Annotated in this window: 19 protein-coding genes; 5 read left to right on the top strand and 14 right to left on the bottom strand. The window is 58.1% G+C overall.

The annotated features are described in order from the left end of the window. Window positions 1–101: 101 nt before the first annotated feature. From DKY63_RS06495 to DKY63_RS06480, 4 genes are all read left to right on the top strand, one after another. Window positions 102–1,601, top strand: a complete 1,500-nt coding sequence (locus DKY63_RS06495) for an APC family permease (RefSeq protein WP_110963342.1) — start codon at window positions 102–104, stop codon at window positions 1,599–1,601. Next, window positions 1,546–2,166, top strand: a complete 621-nt coding sequence (locus DKY63_RS06490) for a DUF3156 family protein (RefSeq protein WP_430523143.1) — start codon at window positions 1,546–1,548, stop codon at window positions 2,164–2,166. Before DKY63_RS06495 ends, DKY63_RS06490 begins: the two co-directional genes overlap by 56 nt. 115 nt (window positions 2,167–2,281) lie before the next feature. Further along, window positions 2,282–3,244 carry a transcriptional regulator FeaR gene (gene feaR, locus DKY63_RS06485; RefSeq protein ID WP_110963340.1) on the top strand — a complete coding sequence of 321 codons (963 nt, stop codon included), beginning with the start codon at window positions 2,282–2,284 and terminating at the stop codon, window positions 3,242–3,244. 188 nt (window positions 3,245–3,432) lie between these two features. Further along, window positions 3,433–4,041, top strand: coding sequence for a TetR/AcrR family transcriptional regulator (locus DKY63_RS06480; RefSeq protein WP_110963339.1), 609 nt, complete (start codon window positions 3,433–3,435; stop codon window positions 4,039–4,041). A 41-nt stretch (window positions 4,042–4,082) separates the two neighbouring features. Here the strand turns inward: DKY63_RS06480 and DKY63_RS06475 are convergent, their stop codons facing one another. From DKY63_RS06475 to DKY63_RS06450, 6 genes are all read right to left on the bottom strand, one after another. Beyond that, window positions 4,083–4,850 (bottom strand): SDR family oxidoreductase, encoded by a 768-nt coding sequence (locus tag DKY63_RS06475; protein WP_110963338.1) that lies wholly within the window; start codon window positions 4,848–4,850, stop codon window positions 4,083–4,085. After that, window positions 4,843–5,643, bottom strand: coding sequence for an SDR family NAD(P)-dependent oxidoreductase (locus DKY63_RS06470; protein ID WP_110963337.1), 801 nt, complete (start codon window positions 5,641–5,643; stop codon window positions 4,843–4,845). Before DKY63_RS06470 ends, DKY63_RS06475 begins: the two co-directional genes overlap by 8 nt. Continuing rightward, a complete protein-coding gene (locus tag DKY63_RS06465; protein ID WP_110963336.1) occupies window positions 5,636–6,457 on the bottom strand; it encodes a molybdenum cofactor biosynthesis F family protein in 822 nt (273 codons plus the stop codon). The genes DKY63_RS06470 and DKY63_RS06465 overlap by 8 nt, the downstream gene beginning before the upstream one ends. Before the next feature lie 85 nt (window positions 6,458–6,542). Continuing rightward, window positions 6,543–7,202 carry a helix-turn-helix transcriptional regulator gene (locus tag DKY63_RS06460; RefSeq protein WP_110963335.1) on the bottom strand — a complete coding sequence of 220 codons (660 nt, stop codon included), beginning with the start codon at window positions 7,200–7,202 and terminating at the stop codon, window positions 6,543–6,545. Window positions 7,203–7,257: 55 nt separating this feature from the next. Next, window positions 7,258–7,623: a cupin domain-containing protein gene (locus tag DKY63_RS06455; RefSeq protein WP_110963334.1), complete on the bottom strand. Its 366-nt coding sequence runs from the start codon at window positions 7,621–7,623 to the stop codon at window positions 7,258–7,260. 31 nt (window positions 7,624–7,654) lie between these two features. Then, a complete protein-coding gene (locus DKY63_RS06450) occupies window positions 7,655–8,953 on the bottom strand; it encodes an NAD(P)/FAD-dependent oxidoreductase (protein WP_110963333.1) in 1,299 nt (432 codons plus the stop codon). 215 nt (window positions 8,954–9,168) lie between these two features. On the opposite strand from DKY63_RS06450, the gene hpaR reads away from it, so the two are divergent. Continuing rightward, the gene (gene hpaR, locus DKY63_RS06445) at window positions 9,169–9,591 is read left to right on the top strand and encodes a homoprotocatechuate degradation operon regulator HpaR (RefSeq protein ID WP_110963332.1); all 423 of its coding nucleotides are present in this window, start codon (window positions 9,169–9,171) and stop codon (window positions 9,589–9,591) included. 86 nt (window positions 9,592–9,677) lie between these two features. Here hpaR and hpaI read toward each other — a convergent pair whose 3' ends face one another. From hpaI to DKY63_RS06405, 8 genes are all read right to left on the bottom strand, one after another. Next, window positions 9,678–10,478, bottom strand: coding sequence for a 4-hydroxy-2-oxoheptanedioate aldolase (gene hpaI, locus DKY63_RS06440; protein ID WP_110963331.1), 801 nt, complete (start codon window positions 10,476–10,478; stop codon window positions 9,678–9,680). Window positions 10,479–10,493: 15 nt separating this feature from the next. After that, complete coding sequence (hpaH, locus tag DKY63_RS06435; protein ID WP_110963330.1) at window positions 10,494–11,297, bottom strand: 2-oxo-hept-4-ene-1,7-dioate hydratase; 804 nt, start codon at window positions 11,295–11,297, stop codon at window positions 10,494–10,496. Window positions 11,298–11,309: 12 nt separating this feature from the next. Beyond that, window positions 11,310–12,614 (bottom strand): MFS transporter, encoded by a 1,305-nt coding sequence (locus DKY63_RS06430; protein ID WP_110963329.1) that lies wholly within the window; start codon window positions 12,612–12,614, stop codon window positions 11,310–11,312. 51 nt (window positions 12,615–12,665) lie between these two features. After that, on the bottom strand, window positions 12,666–13,058 hold the full coding sequence (locus DKY63_RS06425; protein WP_110963328.1) for a 5-carboxymethyl-2-hydroxymuconate Delta-isomerase: 393 nt from the start codon (window positions 13,056–13,058) through the stop codon (window positions 12,666–12,668). Window positions 13,059–13,105: 47 nt separating this feature from the next. Continuing rightward, entirely contained in the window at window positions 13,106–13,963 is an 858-nt protein-coding gene (gene hpaD, locus DKY63_RS06420; protein ID WP_110963327.1) for a 3,4-dihydroxyphenylacetate 2,3-dioxygenase, read from the bottom strand. Between the two features lie 92 nt (window positions 13,964–14,055). Continuing rightward, window positions 14,056–15,516 (bottom strand): 5-carboxymethyl-2-hydroxymuconate semialdehyde dehydrogenase, encoded by a 1,461-nt coding sequence (hpaE, locus tag DKY63_RS06415; protein WP_110967861.1) that lies wholly within the window; start codon window positions 15,514–15,516, stop codon window positions 14,056–14,058. Window positions 15,517–15,521: 5 nt separating this feature from the next. Beyond that, the gene (locus DKY63_RS06410) at window positions 15,522–16,292 is read right to left on the bottom strand and encodes a fumarylacetoacetate hydrolase family protein (protein ID WP_110963326.1); all 771 of its coding nucleotides are present in this window, start codon (window positions 16,290–16,292) and stop codon (window positions 15,522–15,524) included. Between the two features lie 11 nt (window positions 16,293–16,303). After that, window positions 16,304–16,963: a fumarylacetoacetate hydrolase family protein gene (locus DKY63_RS06405; protein ID WP_110963325.1), complete on the bottom strand. Its 660-nt coding sequence runs from the start codon at window positions 16,961–16,963 to the stop codon at window positions 16,304–16,306. Window positions 16,964–17,099: the final 136 nt, after the last annotated feature.

Here is a 17,099-nt window from a genome sequence, read left to right as displayed (position 1 = left end):
GAAGCCGTTTCGATCAGGGACCGGCTGGGGAAGGCTTTATCGCCGGCTCCTTGAACGGCTAAATAATTCCACTAAGAAATCCGCTTTTGAGGATCCGCACCATGTCGATCAATGACAGGCTCACAGAGCATCTGAAACGAGGTAGCGTTGGTTTTCCCACCGCGTTAGCCAGCACCATTGGCCTGATCATGGCCAGCCCGGTCATTCTCACGGCCACGATGGGTTTTGGTATCGGCGGCAGCGCTTTTGCGGTGGCCATGCTGATCGCGGTGGTCATGATGCTGGCCCAGGCAACCACCTTCGCTGAAGCGGCCTCGATCCTGCCAACCACCGGCTCGGTCTATGACTACATCAACTGCGGTCTCGGGCGCTTCTTCGCGATCACCGGCACGTTATCGGCATACCTGATCGTGCATGTGTTTGCGGGCACCGCTGAAACCATACTTTCGGGGGTCATGGCGCTGGTGAACTTCGAGCACCTCAATACACTGGCAGAGTCCGCCGGTGGTTCGTGGTTGCTCGGCGTCGGGTTCGTCGTTGTGTTCGCGATTCTCAATGCCTTCGGCGTCAGCGCCTTCGGCAAGGCCGAGATCATTCTGACTTTCGGCATGTGGACCACGTTGATGGTGTTCGGGGTACTGGGTTTGATCGCCGCACCGGCGGTGCAACTGGATGGCTGGTTCGGAGTGTCGCTGGTAGGCACTGACCTGATCACGATCCTGTCGCTGGTGGGCATGGCGATGTTCATGTTCGTTGGTTGCGAGTTCGTCACCCCGTTGGCGCCGGACTTGCGCAATTCGGCCAAGGTTATGCCCAAGGCCATGATTCTGGGATTGTTGAGCGTTGCTACCTGCATGTTCATCTATGGCGCCGCGATGAAGCGTCAGGTCGAGAACGTACTACTGGATGCCGCCTCGGGCGTGCATCTGCTCGACACCCCCATGGCCATTCCGAAATTTGCTGAGCAAGTCATGGGACATGTCGGTCCGTTGTGGCTGGGCATCGGTTTTCTGTTTGCAGGCGCAGCGACCATCAATACGCTGATGGCGGGTGTGCCGAGAATTCTGTACGGCATGGCAGTGGACGGTGCGTTGCCCAAGGTGTTCACCTATTTGCACCCACGCTTCAAGACGCCGCTGCTGTGCATTCTGGTGGCGATGCTGATTCCGTGCTTGTACGCCTTTTGGTTGGGTGGCAATACCGACAACATCATGAACCTGGTATTGGCCGCGGTCTGCGCGTGGAGTTTTGCCTATCTGCTGGTGACGCTGTCGGTGGTGAGCCTGCGGATTCGCCGCCCTGATCTGCCACGGGCCTATCGCTCGCCATTGTTCCCATTGCCGCAGATTCTTTCCAGTGCTGGCATCTTGCTGGGCATGTGGTTCATCACGCCGCCTGGAATGAACCCTGCCGATATCTATGTGCCTTTCGGGGTGATGCTCAGCATTGCGGCTGCCTATGCGCTTTTCTGGACGTTGGTGGTGCAGAAAGTCAATCCATTCAAGCCGGCTATCGTTGAAGAAGTGCTGGCCAAGGAGTTTTCCCATGAGCCTGGCAACCCTCACAACAGTTATCTCGACCATGCTGCAAAAACTGTCTGAATCATTCAGCGCACGACGTGCCCCGAACGGCTACAGGCCCGGGGTAACGCTTGAGTACCTGCGGCGCAATCTGGGTGTGGCGAGTTTTGCTTCCACGGGCCCGGCCGAGGCCGTGTTTTTTCTCGGTGAGAGCCACCTTCAGGTCGATGTTGTCGAGCGCACGCAATCCCAGCTACTGATGCATCTGGTGATGACTGAGTTTTCCGTGAGGGTGCCTGCCTCGGAGCAGGGCAGTGCCCACTTTGATCTGCACCACAGCGGGTCAATCCGGCGGACAGGGCTGGTGTGTAAACAACGCACGGGAGCACCTGAGTTGCTGACCAGGCTCCAGGCTCGGTTGCAAGAAGACCCAATGTTGCATCAATCGCTGATGTCGCTGGATTTCAAGCGCCTTCAGCTCACTCTGGACGGGCATGAATGGCGCGTTCGATTGGAGCATATGGGCGGTAGCGAGGTAGTCAACCGGATGCCGTCATTCCGGCGTTACATCACCTTGAGCGGCGTGCAGCGCGATGTGCTGTTGAATGTACTGATGGGCCTGCAACGCACATTAGGCACGCTCTGATTTAAGTTTTGGCATCATTAATGCCTCTGCAATCGGCACCCTGTACTTGTTGCGCGCATATAGATAACATGTTAACTATCGCACAACAAAAACAACAAGCCATTGTGGAGATACCATGAGCATCAATGAGTCTACGCAATATGGATTGGAAGCCTGGACGCGTGATCTGCGAGCGGCGTGCGGTCATTTCGATACTGAATTGGCGTTCAACCGTTCGCTGTTCATCGGCGAGGTTTCCAAGCGGTCCCAGGACCGTCTCTCGCTGGCAAACCTGCGCACCAATGCAGGTTTGATCAGGCGCGAACGGCCCAACGCCGACCACGATAATGATCAGCATTGTTTTCTCGTGAGCCAACGCAGTGGCTATTGTCAGATCGCGCAGAATGGCCAGGTCATCCAGTTGGCGCCGGGCGACATGTTGCTCATGGACTCGACCGGCTCGATAGAGATAACCCCGTTCGGGTTGATCGAACATGCCTCCCTTTCGCTGTCACGCAATGAGGTGTGCAAGCAGCTGGGGAGCCGGTCGAAAACCTTCGGCAAGATTTCTTCCAGCAAGGCCTGTGGGCGGATGCTCCATGTGTTGATGGACCAACTGTGCCGGGAGGGGCTGGACAGCCAGGATTCCTCTGGAGAAGGAGAGGCACTGCAATCGGCTTTCGTTTCGTTGCTGGGTTCCGCGTTCGAAACGGACAGCGCGCCGGGTGACAGCAGTGCGTCCTTGCAGGGTAACAATCTGCGCAGCTACGTTCAGAAAGTCATCGATGAGTCCCTGACTCAGCCTGGCCTGAGCCCCGTGGGTCTGGCCAGTCGATTGAACATTTCCGTTCGCCATCTGTACCGTTTGTTTGAAGAGCAGGACGACAGTGTCTGCCGTTACATTCAGCGTGCGCGGCTCAAACGCAGCGCTGATGATTTGACGAATCCGTTTCTCAAAAGTGAGTCGATCACCTCTATTGCCTACAAGTGGGGTTTTACCGATTCCGCGCATTTCAGCCGGTCGTTCAAGAAGCAGTTTGAGCTGTCGCCCAAGGATTTTCGCTCTACTCATTTACAGCAGGCTGTGGGTGCAGCGTAGGTTGTGAAGCCATTACGGCTTTCGACTCGTGGTTAAAGTTAATGTATTAATGAATTGCCGTTCGCTTGAGTGCTGGATAAGGTTCTCGAGCGCCAGGATAAGTCATGATTTCTTCAGCCTGTGGTAGTCCATTCAATATGCAGTTTGCCGCCTCTCATGCGTTGGTCGGTGTCAGGGAGTCCTGTGACATGAAGCCACTCACCCCTTCGGCCGCCAACATTTGCGCCGTCGCCGTCGAACATTTTGCCGATCATGGTTACGACGCTTCATCCCTCAACGAGATCGCGGTCATGGCGGGCATGCGAAAGGCATCGCTCTATGCGCATTTCAGCAGCAAGGATGCCTTGTTCGAGACGGTGTTCAAGATTGCACTGAGGCATGAGCACCAGTATGTCGCGGCCTGCTTTGAAGAGGAGGGCGGACGCGCAGGAGTGCCCGGCCAACTGCACGTCGAGTGTTTGATTGGACGCTATGAAGCATCGGCGCACCTGCGATTTCTATTGCGCACCGCCTACTTTCCTCCAGCCGATATCCGTGCCGTCATCACGCTTGGATTCGAGGCTTACCTGGCGCAGATTCGCCAGTATTTTCAACGTGCAACGCGGGACCGGTACAAATGGCCGGCGGCTCATCCCGAGCAACTTGAGGTGTTCTGCGACGCGTACCTTGGCATCGTCGACAGCCTGCATGTGGAACTAATCTATGCAGCGCCGCAGGCATACGCAAAACGGCTCGCAGCCTTGTTGCGAGTCTTCAGTGATTCACTGTCGATGCTCGAAGGTGCAAGCCGTGGCTGAACATGAATGTCAGGTTTTTGCTGCTGGGTGAATCGATGTAATCACACCTCGGGCAAGGTCGATCCACCATCCACAACGATTGTCTGCCCAGTGATGTAGGCCGCCAGATCAGACGCCAGAAAGAGCATGGCCCCGGCAATATCTTCCGGTTTGCCAAGACGACCCAACGGAACCCGGCTTGCGATGTCGTCGTTGACCTGGCCGTCGCCAAGATTGTCCATGGCAGGCGTGGCGATCATGCCGGGCTCGACCCCATTGACGCGCACCTTATCGCTGGCAAGCTCCAAAGCGGCATTTCGAATAAACCCGTTAACCCCAGCCTTCGACGCCGCATAGTGGCTGAGCCCCGGATAGGCGACCCGTGGCCCGGTCACTGACGAGGTCACCAATACGCAACCGCCACCCTGACGCTGAAACATCGGCAAGGCCGCCTGGGTCAACCAAAACAGTGCCGAGAGATTGACTGCCAGCGTGCGTTCAAGAATGGCGGGGGTGATCTCGGCGAATGGTGTCAACGGAAAGTAACCGGCGTTGTGGATCAGAATATCCAGACGACCCCAGTCTCGTTCCAACCCGTGCACCAGCCTCGATACGGCTGTCGCGTCGGCCAGATCAATGTCCACCGCCTCAACCTGACACGCTTGCTCCTTTAACTGCGCAGCAAGCGCCTGAGCTTGAGCCAGACGAAGATCGGCGATCATCACCCGCGCTCCGCGCAATGCGAAAGCTTCGACGATTGCCCGGCCAATCCCTTGCGCGCCACCGGTCACCAGTACCGTTTTTCCGCTGAAATTGAAGTCTTCACGCATGGGCGACTTCCATGTGAGCATAAGCCAGCGTTGGCACATCGACGATGCTCGAACCTCCATCGGCGACCACGGTCGCCCCTGTGATGATCGAGGCGTCGGCGCTGGCAAGAAAGCGACAGACCTTAGCAATTTCTTCGGCGCTGGCAGGGCGCCTTAATGGCACATCGGCACAAACCCGGTCGTAGGCTTGCTGCAGCGTGTCGCCATAGAAACTCATCAACGGCTTCATTTCCTCATCCGCCATCGGGGTCGTGACCCATCCCGGACACACAGCGTTCACCCGCACGCCGCGTGGCCCGTAGTCCCTGGCCAGTGAGCGGTTGAGCCCAAGCAACGCATGCTTGGCGGTGGTGTATCCGCAAACTTCAGGGCCTGCGGCTAAAGAGGCTATGGAGCCGATCAGTACGATGTTGCCAGCCTGTTCGATCAGCAGCGGCAGGCAGGCCCTGGCACTGTAGAACGCGCTGTCCAGATTGCTGCGCAGCGATGTTTCCCAGGTTTGCGGACTGGTCTGAGTCGCGCTGCCCAGACCATGACCGCCGGCACAGGCCAGTAGCACATCAAGCCGACCGAAGCGCTCACGAATCCGCACTACGAAACCTTCCCACGTATCCGGACAGGCCGCATCGCCGACCAGGATCAGGCCGCCGGTTTCCCGGGCGACCTGCTCCAAAGGCTCACGGCGTCGGCCAACCAACACCAGATTGGCACCCTCGGCCGAGTACAACCGGGCGCAGGCGGCACCGATGCCCGTTCCGGCACCGGTGATGACAACCGTGCGTGACTCAGGCATCTGGATACTCCGTGCGGTTGAGAACCTGGCAGTAGGAGCTGACCGGAAAGTTCGACAGCTCGTCGAAGGAAGAACCGGCATAGCCGAAGATCTTGCCGTCGCTGCGGTGCTGTTGCATGTCGATCAAGACCAGACCCAGGGTCGGGATGATCTTTTCGCGCCAGACAAACAGGTACAGCTCATCGGCAATCTTGTAGTAATGGCAGCGGTCGGTATCGCACAGGCCTTGCTCGACACCCTTGAGGCACTGCCAGGAATAGAACTGGTCGTTGAGGTAGATGTGTTCGTAGACTTCGCTCGGACTGTAGCGATACAGGTTGCGAATACCGGTCAGCTCCTGAGTTGGCTTATGGGGGCATTGGCCTTCCTGCCAGGGGCGATCAAGGCTGCCATGGAGGAAGTCCACTTCCACCGACGTCAGGGCTTTGCCAGCGAGCGCGCGGCTGTAAAGCCCTTCCTGAGTTTCGGCCTGTGGCGGCATGCGTCCGATTACGGCGGTGAACGACGACGTGGCGGTATCCAGGACCAGGCTCACTGACCAGGCCTGGCCGGCTTCGCGCTTGATGAAATCGACCAGATACAGGCCCGGGCGCACGGACGTGGCGCGGTACTCGGCAGATCCGCTGGAGTGACCATCAGCGGCGTTCCAGTTCAGCATTTCTGTTTCGAAACGGTGCTCGATCTGCCAGCCGTTGGCGAAGTGCAGCGTGAAGGTCTTGCCGTTGAGATCGGCCAGGTTGGGCAGGATAAAGGCTTCTGGGGCGAATCCGTCAGCGAGGGCACCTACGGTGATCCAGTCAGAATTTGTGGTCATTGCATGGCTCCGGTTGTGTGATTTGACAACCTGGATCATGCCGCCCGGAAACTGACTCGCCTATCAACCAGATGGTTGAACCGGCTTATAAAAATAGTGCCCCCACCAGTTCGGTTCGGCTGGTTACCCCGGTCTTGCGGAACAGGTTGATCAAGTGAGTCTTGATGGTTGGCAGACCGACTTCCAGCTCCTGGGCCAGTTGCTTGTTGCTGGCACCCTGACGCAACAACAGCGCGATCTGGCGTTCTTTGGGGGTCAGCCCGATCAACGAGTCTTCATGCGGTTGCATATTGGCGACGGCCATTTGCAATAACGATTGCAAGGCATTGAGCTGGGCTAATTGAGCGGGAGTGAAAGCGCCTTGCGTGGCCGTGCGCAGCAATGAAATCGCAGCCTTTGGCTGGCCTGCGCGATGAGCGAGAACTTCCACTACATCGACTACGCCGTAGCGTTGCAGGAAGTCCAGATAGCGACGGCTGTCCCGTGCGGGCTGTCGAGCCATGGCGAGACCCAGGGGCACCACCGTCAGACCGCTCGACAGGCAATTGCGTGGTTGCAGCGGGTCGTACTGGCGGTAGTTGTCCAGATAATCGCGATGCATCTCGCCGCTCATGCAGTGCAACCGAAAGTCACGGGCTTGCAGTTGGCGGTCGACACAATAAAACGCGGCCTGACTGGCCGGAACGAGTTGAGTGAAAGCCTGCAGACAATGGCCGGCAACTTCCTGAGCAGGGATGGCGTTCATGGTCAGTAACCCTCGCCAAAAAAAGCTGCCGGCAGAAACCGGCAGCGGGGATCGATCAGACGACAGCGAAATAATGCTTCACGAAGCTTTCGCTGACAACTTCCCAGAGCACCGGGGTGCCTTTGTTGACGAACCAGCTGTCGCCAGCCGCGTAGCGGGTGCTCTGCCCAGTGGATTCGTCCGTCAGAACCACTTCGCCAGTGACCACGGTTGCTTGTTCGGCGAATGGATAAACCATGCGGAACTTGCCTTGGGTCGTGCCGAAGTAAGCACTGCTGACCGGATCGGTCGGCGCGCCAAACGTCATTTTCCCGAAGGCTTTGACTTCGCCTTCGAGGATTTCAGAACCGAGGTCAGCGACAGTGCCCCAGGCATCGAGCTCGGACAGTTGGATCTCTTTCTTGAGGGTGGTGATAGGCATGGCAGTTTTCCTGTGATTGAAAGTGTCGGGATCAACGGCGACCGTTGAAATAGCCCGAAAGTTGATGAAGGCTCTTGCCTGCTGTCAGCAGCAGCGGCCGAAGGTGATCTTTGCCCATGATCTGCGCATGTTTGACCGAGCTGATCAGGTCATAACGAGAGGAGCCTTCGCTCATGCCCTCAGCCAGAATCTTGCAGATGATGTGGCTCGGCGTGACGCCGAAACCGGCGTAACCCTGAACATAAAATGCGTTTTTGCGGCCGCTGAGCGTGCCGATCTGCGGAAACAGATTGGCGCCGGTGGCCATCGGGCCACCCCATGCCAGGTCGATTCTCACGTCCTTCAGGTACGGGAAAATTTTCAGCATAAGGTTGCGGTTCCACGCCTTCAGATCCTGTGGGATGTGCTCGACGAAGGGCGTCGCGGCACCGAACAGCAGACGGTTTTCATTGGTGACACGGTAGTAGTCGATGACCGGGCGAATATCGCTGTAGGCGCCGCGTATCGGGCTGATGCGGTTGATCATTTCGTCCGACAGCGGTTCGGTCATCAACTGGAAGGCGTAGGTGTTCAACGTGGTCTTGTGCAGCTCGGGCTCCAGTTTGTTGAGGAAGCTGTCACAGGCCCACAGCAACTTCGAAGCCTTCACCGAGCCCCGGCCTGTGCGCACCGTGATGCGCTCGCCATAGCTGACTTCCAGCGCCGGGCTGTGTTCGTAGATGCGCGCACCGTGCCCGACCAGCGCCTTGGCTTCGCCCAGCAACAGATTCAATGAATGCACGTGGCCACCGCCCATGTGCAGCAACGCACTGGTATAGGCATCGGAGCCAATGATCTGTTTGACCTCGGAGCCCGCCATGAAGCGGATTTCGTCCTTGGTATTGATCGACTTGAAGTCCTTCTCCCAGGCACGCAGGGTTTTTTCCTGGCGGGCGTTGAAGCCCATGTAGCCGTAGCCGTTGCAGAAGTCTGCGTCGATCGAGTATTTGGCGATTCGGTCCTTAATGATGCCGGCACCCAGTTCGCTGATTTCAAAGATCTCGCGCAGTCCTTGCTCGCCGACCTGGGTCTTGATCTTCTCCAGGTCGTGACCGATACCGGCCATGATCTGCCCACCGTTGCGGCCAGTGCCACCGAACCCCAGATATCGAGCTTCGAGCACCACAATGTTGGTGATGCCTTTTTCAGCGAGTTCCAACGCGGTGTTTATGCCGGAGAAGCCACCGCCAATCACAACGACATCCGCTTCCACATCCTGTTCAAGCGTGGGGAAACTCAGATTGTATTTTTTGGTTGCCGAGTAGTAGGTAGGCGTTTCGATATTGATCATGGCGCAGCCTGGAAAAGTGAAGGGAAACTCAACTGCAGGGCTTGCAAGAAGCTCTGTACCTGTTGAGGTGTATTAACTGCCTTCCGACCGGTAGGTGTCTTGATCCTCTATGCCGCCGGTTTTGATCGTGGCTGCCAAGGCCCGGATGCATCGACATCGGCGCAGCGCTGGAATATAGTTCACATATTAATAAACATCGAATTCGAACCCATTCAATGTCCAAGCCGCGCCCATCACTGACACTCACATTGCTCCAGGCGCGCGAAGCCGCGATGGGGTTTTTCCGTCCCTCGTTGAATCAACACGGCTTGACCGAGCAGCAATGGCGGGTCATTCGTATCCTGAGTCAGCACGATGAGCTGGAAATCAATCGCCTGGCTGAGCTGGCCTGCATCCTCAAACCGAGCATGACCGGTGTGCTGGTGCGCATGGAGGCGGCCGGTATGGTTGAGCGGCGCAAGGCGGAACAGGATCAACGCAGAGTGCTGGTGCGGCTGGCGGAGAAGGGCGAGGCTTGCTTCAACTCGATGAGCCAGAGCATGGAAGCGAACTATCAGCGGTTGCAGGCGGGGTTTGGCGAGGAGAAGTTGCAGACGCTGCTGACGTTGCTCAACGAATTGAAAGCGCTCAAGCGTTAGTCAGCAGTGATAATGACCAGTCCCCAGCAATGCGCTGGGGTGGTTGGTGATTGTCATACAGGCATTTCCAGGTTTGGTCGATGCCGTCAGTACACGCCTCCTGAACTGGTAGGCACAGGACCCTCCTTGAATGTGGCAGCCAAGGTTTGCAGGCCACGCATCAAGACGGTGGTGTCAACGCCCACTGCAACAAACGCCGCACCCAGTTCGATGTAGCGCTTGGCCAGTTTCTGGTCCGCGCTGAGAATGCCGGCCGCTTTGCCGGCCTTCTGGATGCGCAAGATGGCGTCCTCGATAGCAGCCTGCACTTCAGGATGCCCCGGGTTGCCGCGGTAACCCATCGAGGCACTCAAATCCGCCGGCCCGATAAACACCCCATCGACGCCTTCTACCGCCGCAATGGCATCCAGATTGCTCAGGCCCTCGCGATTTTCGATCTGCACGAGCAGACACATCTGTTCATCGGCTTTGTCGAGGTAGCCTGGAATGCTGTTCCAGCGCGACGCGCGTGCCAGTGCACTGCCGACACCGCGAACACCGTTGGGTGGATAGTGGATTGCTCGAACCAATTCCTGTGCCTGGTCCGCGTTTTCAACCATCGGTACCAGCAACGTTTGCACACCGATATCGAGCACTTGTTTGATCAGTGCCGTGTCGCCAATGACCGGGCGAATCACCGGATGGCTGGGGTAGGGCGCCACGGCCTGAAGCTGGCCGAGCATTCCGCGCAGATCATTGGGCGCATGCTCGCCGTCGATCAAAAGCCAATCGAAACCGGCGTTGGCGGCCAGCTCGGCGCAGTAGGCATCTGCCAGACCAAGCCAAAGGCCGATCTGCGCTTCACCGCTTTGCAGGCGAAGCTTGAAGGTGTTGATAGGCATGTCCATTGTGCAAGCCTCCAGTCAAACGAAACGACAGGCAATCGAGCCCAGCATGTCGTAGTCGACATGGAAGGTATCGCCAGGGTTGGCCGCTACAGGGCGGGTGAAGGAACCACCGAGGATGATTTGCCCAGGCTGCAAGGTGACGTCGTAGGCCGCCAGTTTGTTCGCCAGCCAGGCCACGCCCTTCGCCGGGTGGTTGAGCACCGCTGCGGAAACTCCGGATTCCTCGATCACACCGTTGCGGTAGAGCACGGTGGGCACCTTGCGCAGGTCGATCTCCGTGGGACGTACGGCACGGCCACCCATGACCACGCCAGCGTTGGCGGCATTGTCGGAGATGGTGTCGAACACCTTGCGGGTCGCTTTGGTATGCGGATCGACCTGCTGAATGCGCGCATCAATGATTTCCAGCGCCGGGATCACCCATTCGGTGGCGTCCAACACATCAAAAACCGTTACGTTCGGGCCTTTCAGGGGCTTACCGAGAATGAACGCCAATTCGACCTCGACGCGCGGGACGATAAAACGCTCGAACGGAATGTCGGTGCCTTCTTCGAAAAACATGTCATCGAGTAGTGCGCCGTAATCCGGTTCGGTGATGTTCGACGACACCTGCATGGCCCTGGAAGTCAGGCCAATTTTGTGTCCGACCAGCTTGCGGCCATCCTTGATTTTTTGCGCCACCCAGGCGCGTTGAATGGCGTACGCGTCTTCGATGGTGATCTCTGGATGGTCCAGAGAAAACTGACGGACCTGCTCGCGTGAACGCTCGGCCTGGTCGAGGCGGGCGGCGGCTTGCTGAATGAGTTGTTGATCAAGCATGACAATGATCTCTTACTGAGGATTGACGATGGCGGCCTGAGTGCGCAGCACCAGAAAACCACCGAGAGCGATGAGCAGTGCCAGGACGTAAAGCGCCAGGCTGGAACTCTGTGTTGTGTCGCGCATCCAGCCGATCAGATAGGGCGCGAAGAACGAGGCGATGCTGCCGAAGGAACTGATCAGGGCAATGCCAGCGGCTTGCGTGCTGTTGGACAGGAAAGCCGGGGGCAGTTGCCAGAACATCGGGAGTGCGGCGCTGGCGCCCATGCCGGCGACGATCAAGCCGCCCAGCACCAGGGTCGGATCCGTGGGGGCGAGCCCGGCGACGGCGATACCGGCAGCAGCCATCAGCAATGGCACACAGAGGTGCCAGCGGCGTTCACGCTGTCGATCGGATGAGCGCCCGCAACCAATCATGAAAAAACACCCGGCCAGGTAAGGCACGGCACTGAGCAGACCGACCTTGCCATCGCTGCCAATGCCGGCACCGTGAATCAGTGTTGGCATCCAGAACGCCAGCGTGTTGACTGCCAGCATCACCGCGAAATACACCGCCACCAGAAGCCACACTTGCGGGTTCCGGAGGATGGCCGAAAACGACGTGATCGATTTCCGGTGTTCTTCCCTGTTCAGTTGTTCGCGCAGTTGCTGCTTCTGCTGCGTCGTCAGCCACCGGACTGTCTCGAAGCTGTCCGGCAAGCATTTGAGGACTACGAGCCCTAGCAGAATGACCGGCAACCCTTCAATGACGAACATCCATTGCCAGCCGCGCAGGCCGCCAAAGTCGTGGAAGTGTTCGAGAATGCCGCCTGAAAGAGGACCACCGATGACGCCGGCCATGGGAACGGCGATTGCAAATAATGCGGTGATTTGCGCTCGACGACCGGCGGGATACCAGCGGTTCAGGAACACCAGAATACCGGGGAAGAAACCGGCCTCGGCCACCCCGAGCAAAAAGCGCAGGACATAGAATTGTGCGGGGCTGTCGATCAAAAACATGCTGCTGGACAATGTCCCCCACACCACCATCAGTATGGCAATCCAGCGTCGCGGGCCAACACGATCAAGTGCCATGTTGCTTGGTACGCCAAACAGTGCGTAGGCAACGAAGAACAGCCCGGCGCCGAAGCCATAGACCGTGTCGCTGAAACTCAAGTCAGCGCTCATCTGCATCTTGGCGAAGCCGATGTTGATCCGGTCGAGGTGGGCGAAGAGATAGCAGATCAACAGCAGTGGCATCAGGCGCCAGGTGATGGTGCTGTGGGTCCGATCGCGTGCAACGGTGCCGAGGGTGTCGGCGGTATTGGCTGTGCTCATGGTTTTATACTTTTTGTCTGAGAGGCCGCTGAAACGAAAAGGTGGTTTGCCTTAACGGGGCTGCGCCTTGAGAAAGGCGTGCACGTTGTTTTCCTTGAAGTTGAGCTGCTCGTGCAGTTCGATCATTTCAAATGACAATGCCAACAGGCGCTGGGCCTGAAGCTCGGCGAAGTGCCCGGTGATCACCTCAAAAAGTTGTTGCGCGACTTTTTGGCGAGTGGCCAGGTCGCGGCCATGGCCAACCTTCAAGGTCATGTGCACGAAGGCGTAGTCATGCTTGCCGTCGGCCATGCGCCAGGTGTCCAGGCGTACGCCTCGGCTGCGGATGCCTCCCAGCGGAAACACGCCGCTGTCGCCCAGTGTTTGGTGGACTTTTTCGAACAGGCCAGGCAAGTCGGCTTGCTGTTCAATGTTGTCGGTGTACTCAGCAATGAAGTGGGGCATGAACGGCTCCTTGCAGGCCGCGCGGGAATGCCGTGCGGCCGGACTGGTTAAACGGGGAAAATGGCGTTGATCTGACCGGTGCCCGAACTGCCGAAGGGCTCGGTAATGATCTCGGCAGGCTTGTTGTAGTCAGCTCCGCCGAGCAAACCCAAAAGCATGGCGGTGTCATGCATCTTGCCTTCGCCGAAGCAGTGCTCGGCATAGTCCGGCAGCATGGCGCAAAACTCTTTCCATCGGCCCTGACGCCAGAGTTCCACCACGTGCAAATCGACTTGTTTATCGAATTCACGCGTCCAGTTATGGATATTGGCTTCGGCGTTGCGGTCGTCGGAGAATCGGTGCGAGAGCGAACCGGACGCCAGCACCAACACTTTGCGGTCACTCTTCTCGATGGCTCGGCGTACCGCGGCACCGAAGGTGAAGCTGTCTTGCAGGCGATGCCAGGCGCACCAGGCGGCAATCGAAACGACATTTAATTTCTGCTCTTGCGGTACGCCCATGTGCATGTAGCGCATTGGCACCAGGGTGCCGTATTCCAGCTCAAGGCTCGGGATGTTGTGGGCCAGGGTACGCACGTCGGCAGCGTTGGCCTCGGCGGCGATCAGCTCACCCAATTCAGGGCAGCCGGGGTACTCGTACTCCATGTTTTTGATGAAGTGCGGCAGTTCGTTGCTGGTGTAGATCCCTTTGAAGTGTTCACCGCTGTTGACGTGGTAGGCACTGTTGACCAGCCAGTGCACGTCGAACACTACTGCGGTGTCAGCGCCCAGTTCACGGGCGCGTCGGCCGATTTCCTTGTGCCCCGCAATAGCCGCTTCACGACAGCCATGGTGTTTGCCGGGAAGCTCGGACAGGTACATCGAAGGTACGTGGCAGATCTTCGCAGCCAGGACCACTTCGCCCATGATCATTCTCCTGAAATTGTTGTTGTGCGTTTCAACTCGGCGGTAATTGAAGCCGCGAAAGGCCGATGCGCGACCCTTCGCGACTTCAGCAATTACAGGCCCCAGCGTGGAATGTGGTGGCTGCCCATCGAGATGCAGATGTTCTTGATCTCGGCGAACACTTCGAAGCTGTACTGGCCGCCTTCACGCCCGGTACCGGAACCCTTCACACCGCCGAACGGCTGACGCAAGTCGCGCACATTCTGACTGTTGATGAACACCATGCCGGCTTCGATGCCATAGGCGAGGCGATGCGCCTTGCCGATGTCCTGGGTCCAGATGTAGGACGCCAGGCCATATTCGGTGTCGTTGGCCAGTTGCAGGGCTTCGGCTTCGTCCTTGAAGGGAATCAGGCAGACCACCGGGCCAAAGATTTCTTCCTGGGCAATGCGCATCTTGTTGCTCACATCGGCGAACACTGTCGGCTGGATGAACTGGCCTTTGGCGAGGTGCGCAGGCAAATTGGCCGGACGATCCAGGCCGCCAGCGAGGAGGGTGGCGCCTTCCTCGATACCGATCTTGATGTAGCCGGTGACCTTGTCGTAATGGGCCTGGGTGATCATCGAGCCGACCTGGGTTTTCGGATCTTGCGGGTCGCCGACGATTAAGCGCTTGGCGCGAGCGGCGAACTCGGCGACGAACTGCGGATAGACGCTTTCCTGAATGAAGATCCGGCTACCGGCGGTGCAGCGTTCGCCGTTCAGCGAGAAGATGGTGAACAACGCCGCGTCCAGGGCTCGCTCAAGGTCCGCATCTTCGAAAATCAGCACCGGCGACTTGCCGCCCAGCTCCATGGAGTACTTTTTCAGGCCTGCGGTCTGCATGATTTTCTTGCCGGTGGCAGTGCCGCCAGTGAAGGAAATCGCCCGTACATCGGGGTGTCGAACCAGCGCATCGCCCGCGGTGGCGCCATAGCCTTGAATGACGTTGAGTACACCATTTGGTATGCCGGCTTCGACGGCCAGGCGACCCAGTTCATTGGCGGTCAGTGGCGACAGCTCGGACATTTTCAGGACGGCGGTATTGCCCAGCGCCAGGCACGGCGCGGTCTTCCAGGTGGCCGTCATGAACGGCACGTTCCAGGGCGATACCAGGCCGCACACACCCACGGGTTGATAAAGGGTGTAGTTGAGCATCTGGTCATCGACCGGGTAGCTGTGCCCGTCCATGCGTGTGCAGACTTCGGCAAAGAAGTCGAAGTTATGCGAGGCGCGGGGAATCAGTACGTTTTTGGTCTGGTGAATCGGCAAGCCGGTATCGAGGGTTTCCAGTTCGGCCAGATGTGGGACGTTTTGCTCAATCAGTTCGCCCAGCTTGCGCATCAGACGGGCACGTTCCTTGGCCGGCGTGCCGGCCCATTTTGGAAACGCTTCCTTGGCTGCCGCTACAGCTTGAGCAACTTCCTCGGCACCGCCGCTCGCCACTTCGCCGATGGCCTCGCCGGTCGCCGGGTTGTAGTTGACGAACACATCTTTGCTTTCGACCTCACGGCCGTTGATCCAGTGTTTGATCATGGTGCTCAAGCCTCTTTCCGGGCGGAGAAGAACTCCGCTTCGCTGACAATTCGATTAACCAGGCGACCTACGCCCTCAACTTCAACAATCACTTCATCGCCTGGCACCACATCGGCCAGGCCTTCAGGCGTGCCGGTTGCGATCATGTCGCCAGGTTGCAGGGTCATGAAGCTGGACAGGTATTCGATCAGGTAAGGGATGTCGAAAATCATGTCCGAGGTCGAACCTTCCTGGCGCAGTTCACCGTTGATCCAGGTGCGCAGTTTCAGGTTGCTTGGGTCCGGAACATCGGCGACGTCGACGATCCACGGGCCGACGGGGGTCGTAGCATCGCGGTTCTTAACCCGCAGGTTTGGGCGGTAGTAGTTTTCCAGGTAGTCGCGGATCGCGTAGTCGTTGCACACCGTGTAGCCCGCCAAATATTCCAGGGCGTCTTCACGTTTGACGTTGCGTGCCGGCTTGCCGATGACGGCCACGAGCTCACACTCGTAGTGCATGTAAGCAACGTTATCCGGACGCCAGGTCACCTGGTTGTGGCCGGTGTAGGTGCCAGGCGACTTGATGAACGCCAATGGCTCGGTGGGCGGCTTGAACGCCAGTTCTGCGGCGTGATCGGCGTAGTTCAAGCCCAGGGCGAACATGCTGCCCGTGGCGGGTGGCAGCCATTGCACCTGATCTTCGGCCAGCAGGCGGCCATCGGCCAGGCGTACGGCGTTGTTGTCTTCGACAGTGACGAGATGGACTTCGCCTTCAAAACGGATACGGGCGTGTTTCATGGAGGCTCCTGTTACTCGGCCACGATGTGGTTGACGAGACGGCCAAGGCCGCTGATTTCGACTTCGACGGTGTCGCCTGGTTGAACGTCGACACGGCCTTCCGGCGTGCCGGTGATCAGCACATCGCCCTCATGCAGCGTCATGAATTCGCTGATCTCGGCAATCAGCTGAGGAATGTTGCGGACGAAATTGGCCGTGTTGTTTTGCTGGCGGACTTCGCCGTTTACATGAAGCGTGATGGCCAGGCTGTGCGGGTCCGAAAGCTGAGCGGTCGGTACCAGTTCAGGCCCGATGGCACAGAAACCATCACGGCATTTGGCTTTGACGGCGGGGCGGTAGTAGCTGCCTTCCGGCAGGCTGTATTCATTGACGATGGTGTAGCCAGCTACGTAATCGAGTGCTTGCGCTGCGTTGACGCGGCTTGCTGTTGTACCAATGACGACGCCAAGGGATGGCCCGGGCTGCAGACGTTCGCCATTACCTGGGTGCACAACCTGAGCGCCATGTTGATTGCGCGTGTTAGGTGTCTTGATAAACAGCACAGGTTTGACCGGCGGCTTTTGATAAGGCGGCTGTTCGAATTCGGCGAGGCGCTGTTTCAGCAATCCCTGATAGTTCAGCGCGACACCAACGAGGGTGCCGGTTGCGACGTCATGCAAGGCGCGGCTCATGCTTTTCTCCTGGGAGAGCCTTGGAGGCTCTGTGATTTTGTTAATGTGTTAACAGTTATAATTAATATGTTAACTATCGTCAAGCGTGGCAGACTGGTCGAACAGTGGTTGTCTTGCCCAATTCGGTGCAGGATGA

Origin of the sequence: Pseudomonas putida (assembly GCF_003228315.1) — a bacterium.
Classification (GTDB): Bacteria; Pseudomonadota; Gammaproteobacteria; order Pseudomonadales; family Pseudomonadaceae; genus Aquipseudomonas; species Aquipseudomonas putida_S.
Note: the sequence above shows the minus strand (reverse complement) of the source record. Positions and strands in the feature narration are given on the sequence as shown.

Bases quoted from the DNA above. Each gene is read 5' to 3' on its own strand.
- DKY63_RS06495 (WP_110963342.1), top strand. From the start codon at position 102: ATGTCGATCAATGACAGGCTCACAGAGCATCTGAAACGAGGTAGCGTT.
- DKY63_RS06490 (WP_430523143.1), top strand. From the start codon at position 1,546: ATGAGCCTGGCAACCCTCACAACAGTTATCTCGACCATGCTGCAAAAA.
- feaR (WP_110963340.1), top strand. From the start codon at position 2,282: ATGAGCATCAATGAGTCTACGCAATATGGATTGGAAGCCTGGACGCGT.
- DKY63_RS06480 (WP_110963339.1), top strand. From the start codon at position 3,433: ATGAAGCCACTCACCCCTTCGGCCGCCAACATTTGCGCCGTCGCCGTC.
- DKY63_RS06475 (WP_110963338.1), bottom strand. From the start codon at position 4,850: ATGCGTGAAGACTTCAATTTCAGCGGAAAAACGGTACTGGTGACCGGT.
- DKY63_RS06470 (WP_110963337.1), bottom strand. From the start codon at position 5,643: ATGCCTGAGTCACGCACGGTTGTCATCACCGGTGCCGGAACGGGCATC.
- DKY63_RS06465 (WP_110963336.1), bottom strand. From the start codon at position 6,457: ATGACCACAAATTCTGACTGGATCACCGTAGGTGCCCTCGCTGACGGA.
- DKY63_RS06460 (WP_110963335.1), bottom strand. From the start codon at position 7,202: ATGAACGCCATCCCTGCTCAGGAAGTTGCCGGCCATTGTCTGCAGGCT.
- DKY63_RS06455 (WP_110963334.1), bottom strand. From the start codon at position 7,623: ATGCCTATCACCACCCTCAAGAAAGAGATCCAACTGTCCGAGCTCGAT.
- DKY63_RS06450 (WP_110963333.1), bottom strand. From the start codon at position 8,953: ATGATCAATATCGAAACGCCTACCTACTACTCGGCAACCAAAAAATAC.
- hpaR (WP_110963332.1), top strand. From the start codon at position 9,169: ATGTCCAAGCCGCGCCCATCACTGACACTCACATTGCTCCAGGCGCGC.
- hpaI (WP_110963331.1), bottom strand. From the start codon at position 10,478: ATGGACATGCCTATCAACACCTTCAAGCTTCGCCTGCAAAGCGGTGAA.
- hpaH (WP_110963330.1), bottom strand. From the start codon at position 11,297: ATGCTTGATCAACAACTCATTCAGCAAGCCGCCGCCCGCCTCGACCAG.
- DKY63_RS06430 (WP_110963329.1), bottom strand. From the start codon at position 12,614: ATGAGCACAGCCAATACCGCCGACACCCTCGGCACCGTTGCACGCGAT.
- DKY63_RS06425 (WP_110963328.1), bottom strand. From the start codon at position 13,058: ATGCCCCACTTCATTGCTGAGTACACCGACAACATTGAACAGCAAGCC.
- hpaD (WP_110963327.1), bottom strand. From the start codon at position 13,963: ATGGGCGAAGTGGTCCTGGCTGCGAAGATCTGCCACGTACCTTCGATG.
- hpaE (WP_110967861.1), bottom strand. From the start codon at position 15,516: ATGATCAAACACTGGATCAACGGCCGTGAGGTCGAAAGCAAAGATGTG.
- DKY63_RS06410 (WP_110963326.1), bottom strand. From the start codon at position 16,292: ATGAAACACGCCCGTATCCGTTTTGAAGGCGAAGTCCATCTCGTCACT.
- DKY63_RS06405 (WP_110963325.1), bottom strand. From the start codon at position 16,963: ATGAGCCGCGCCTTGCATGACGTCGCAACCGGCACCCTCGTTGGTGTC.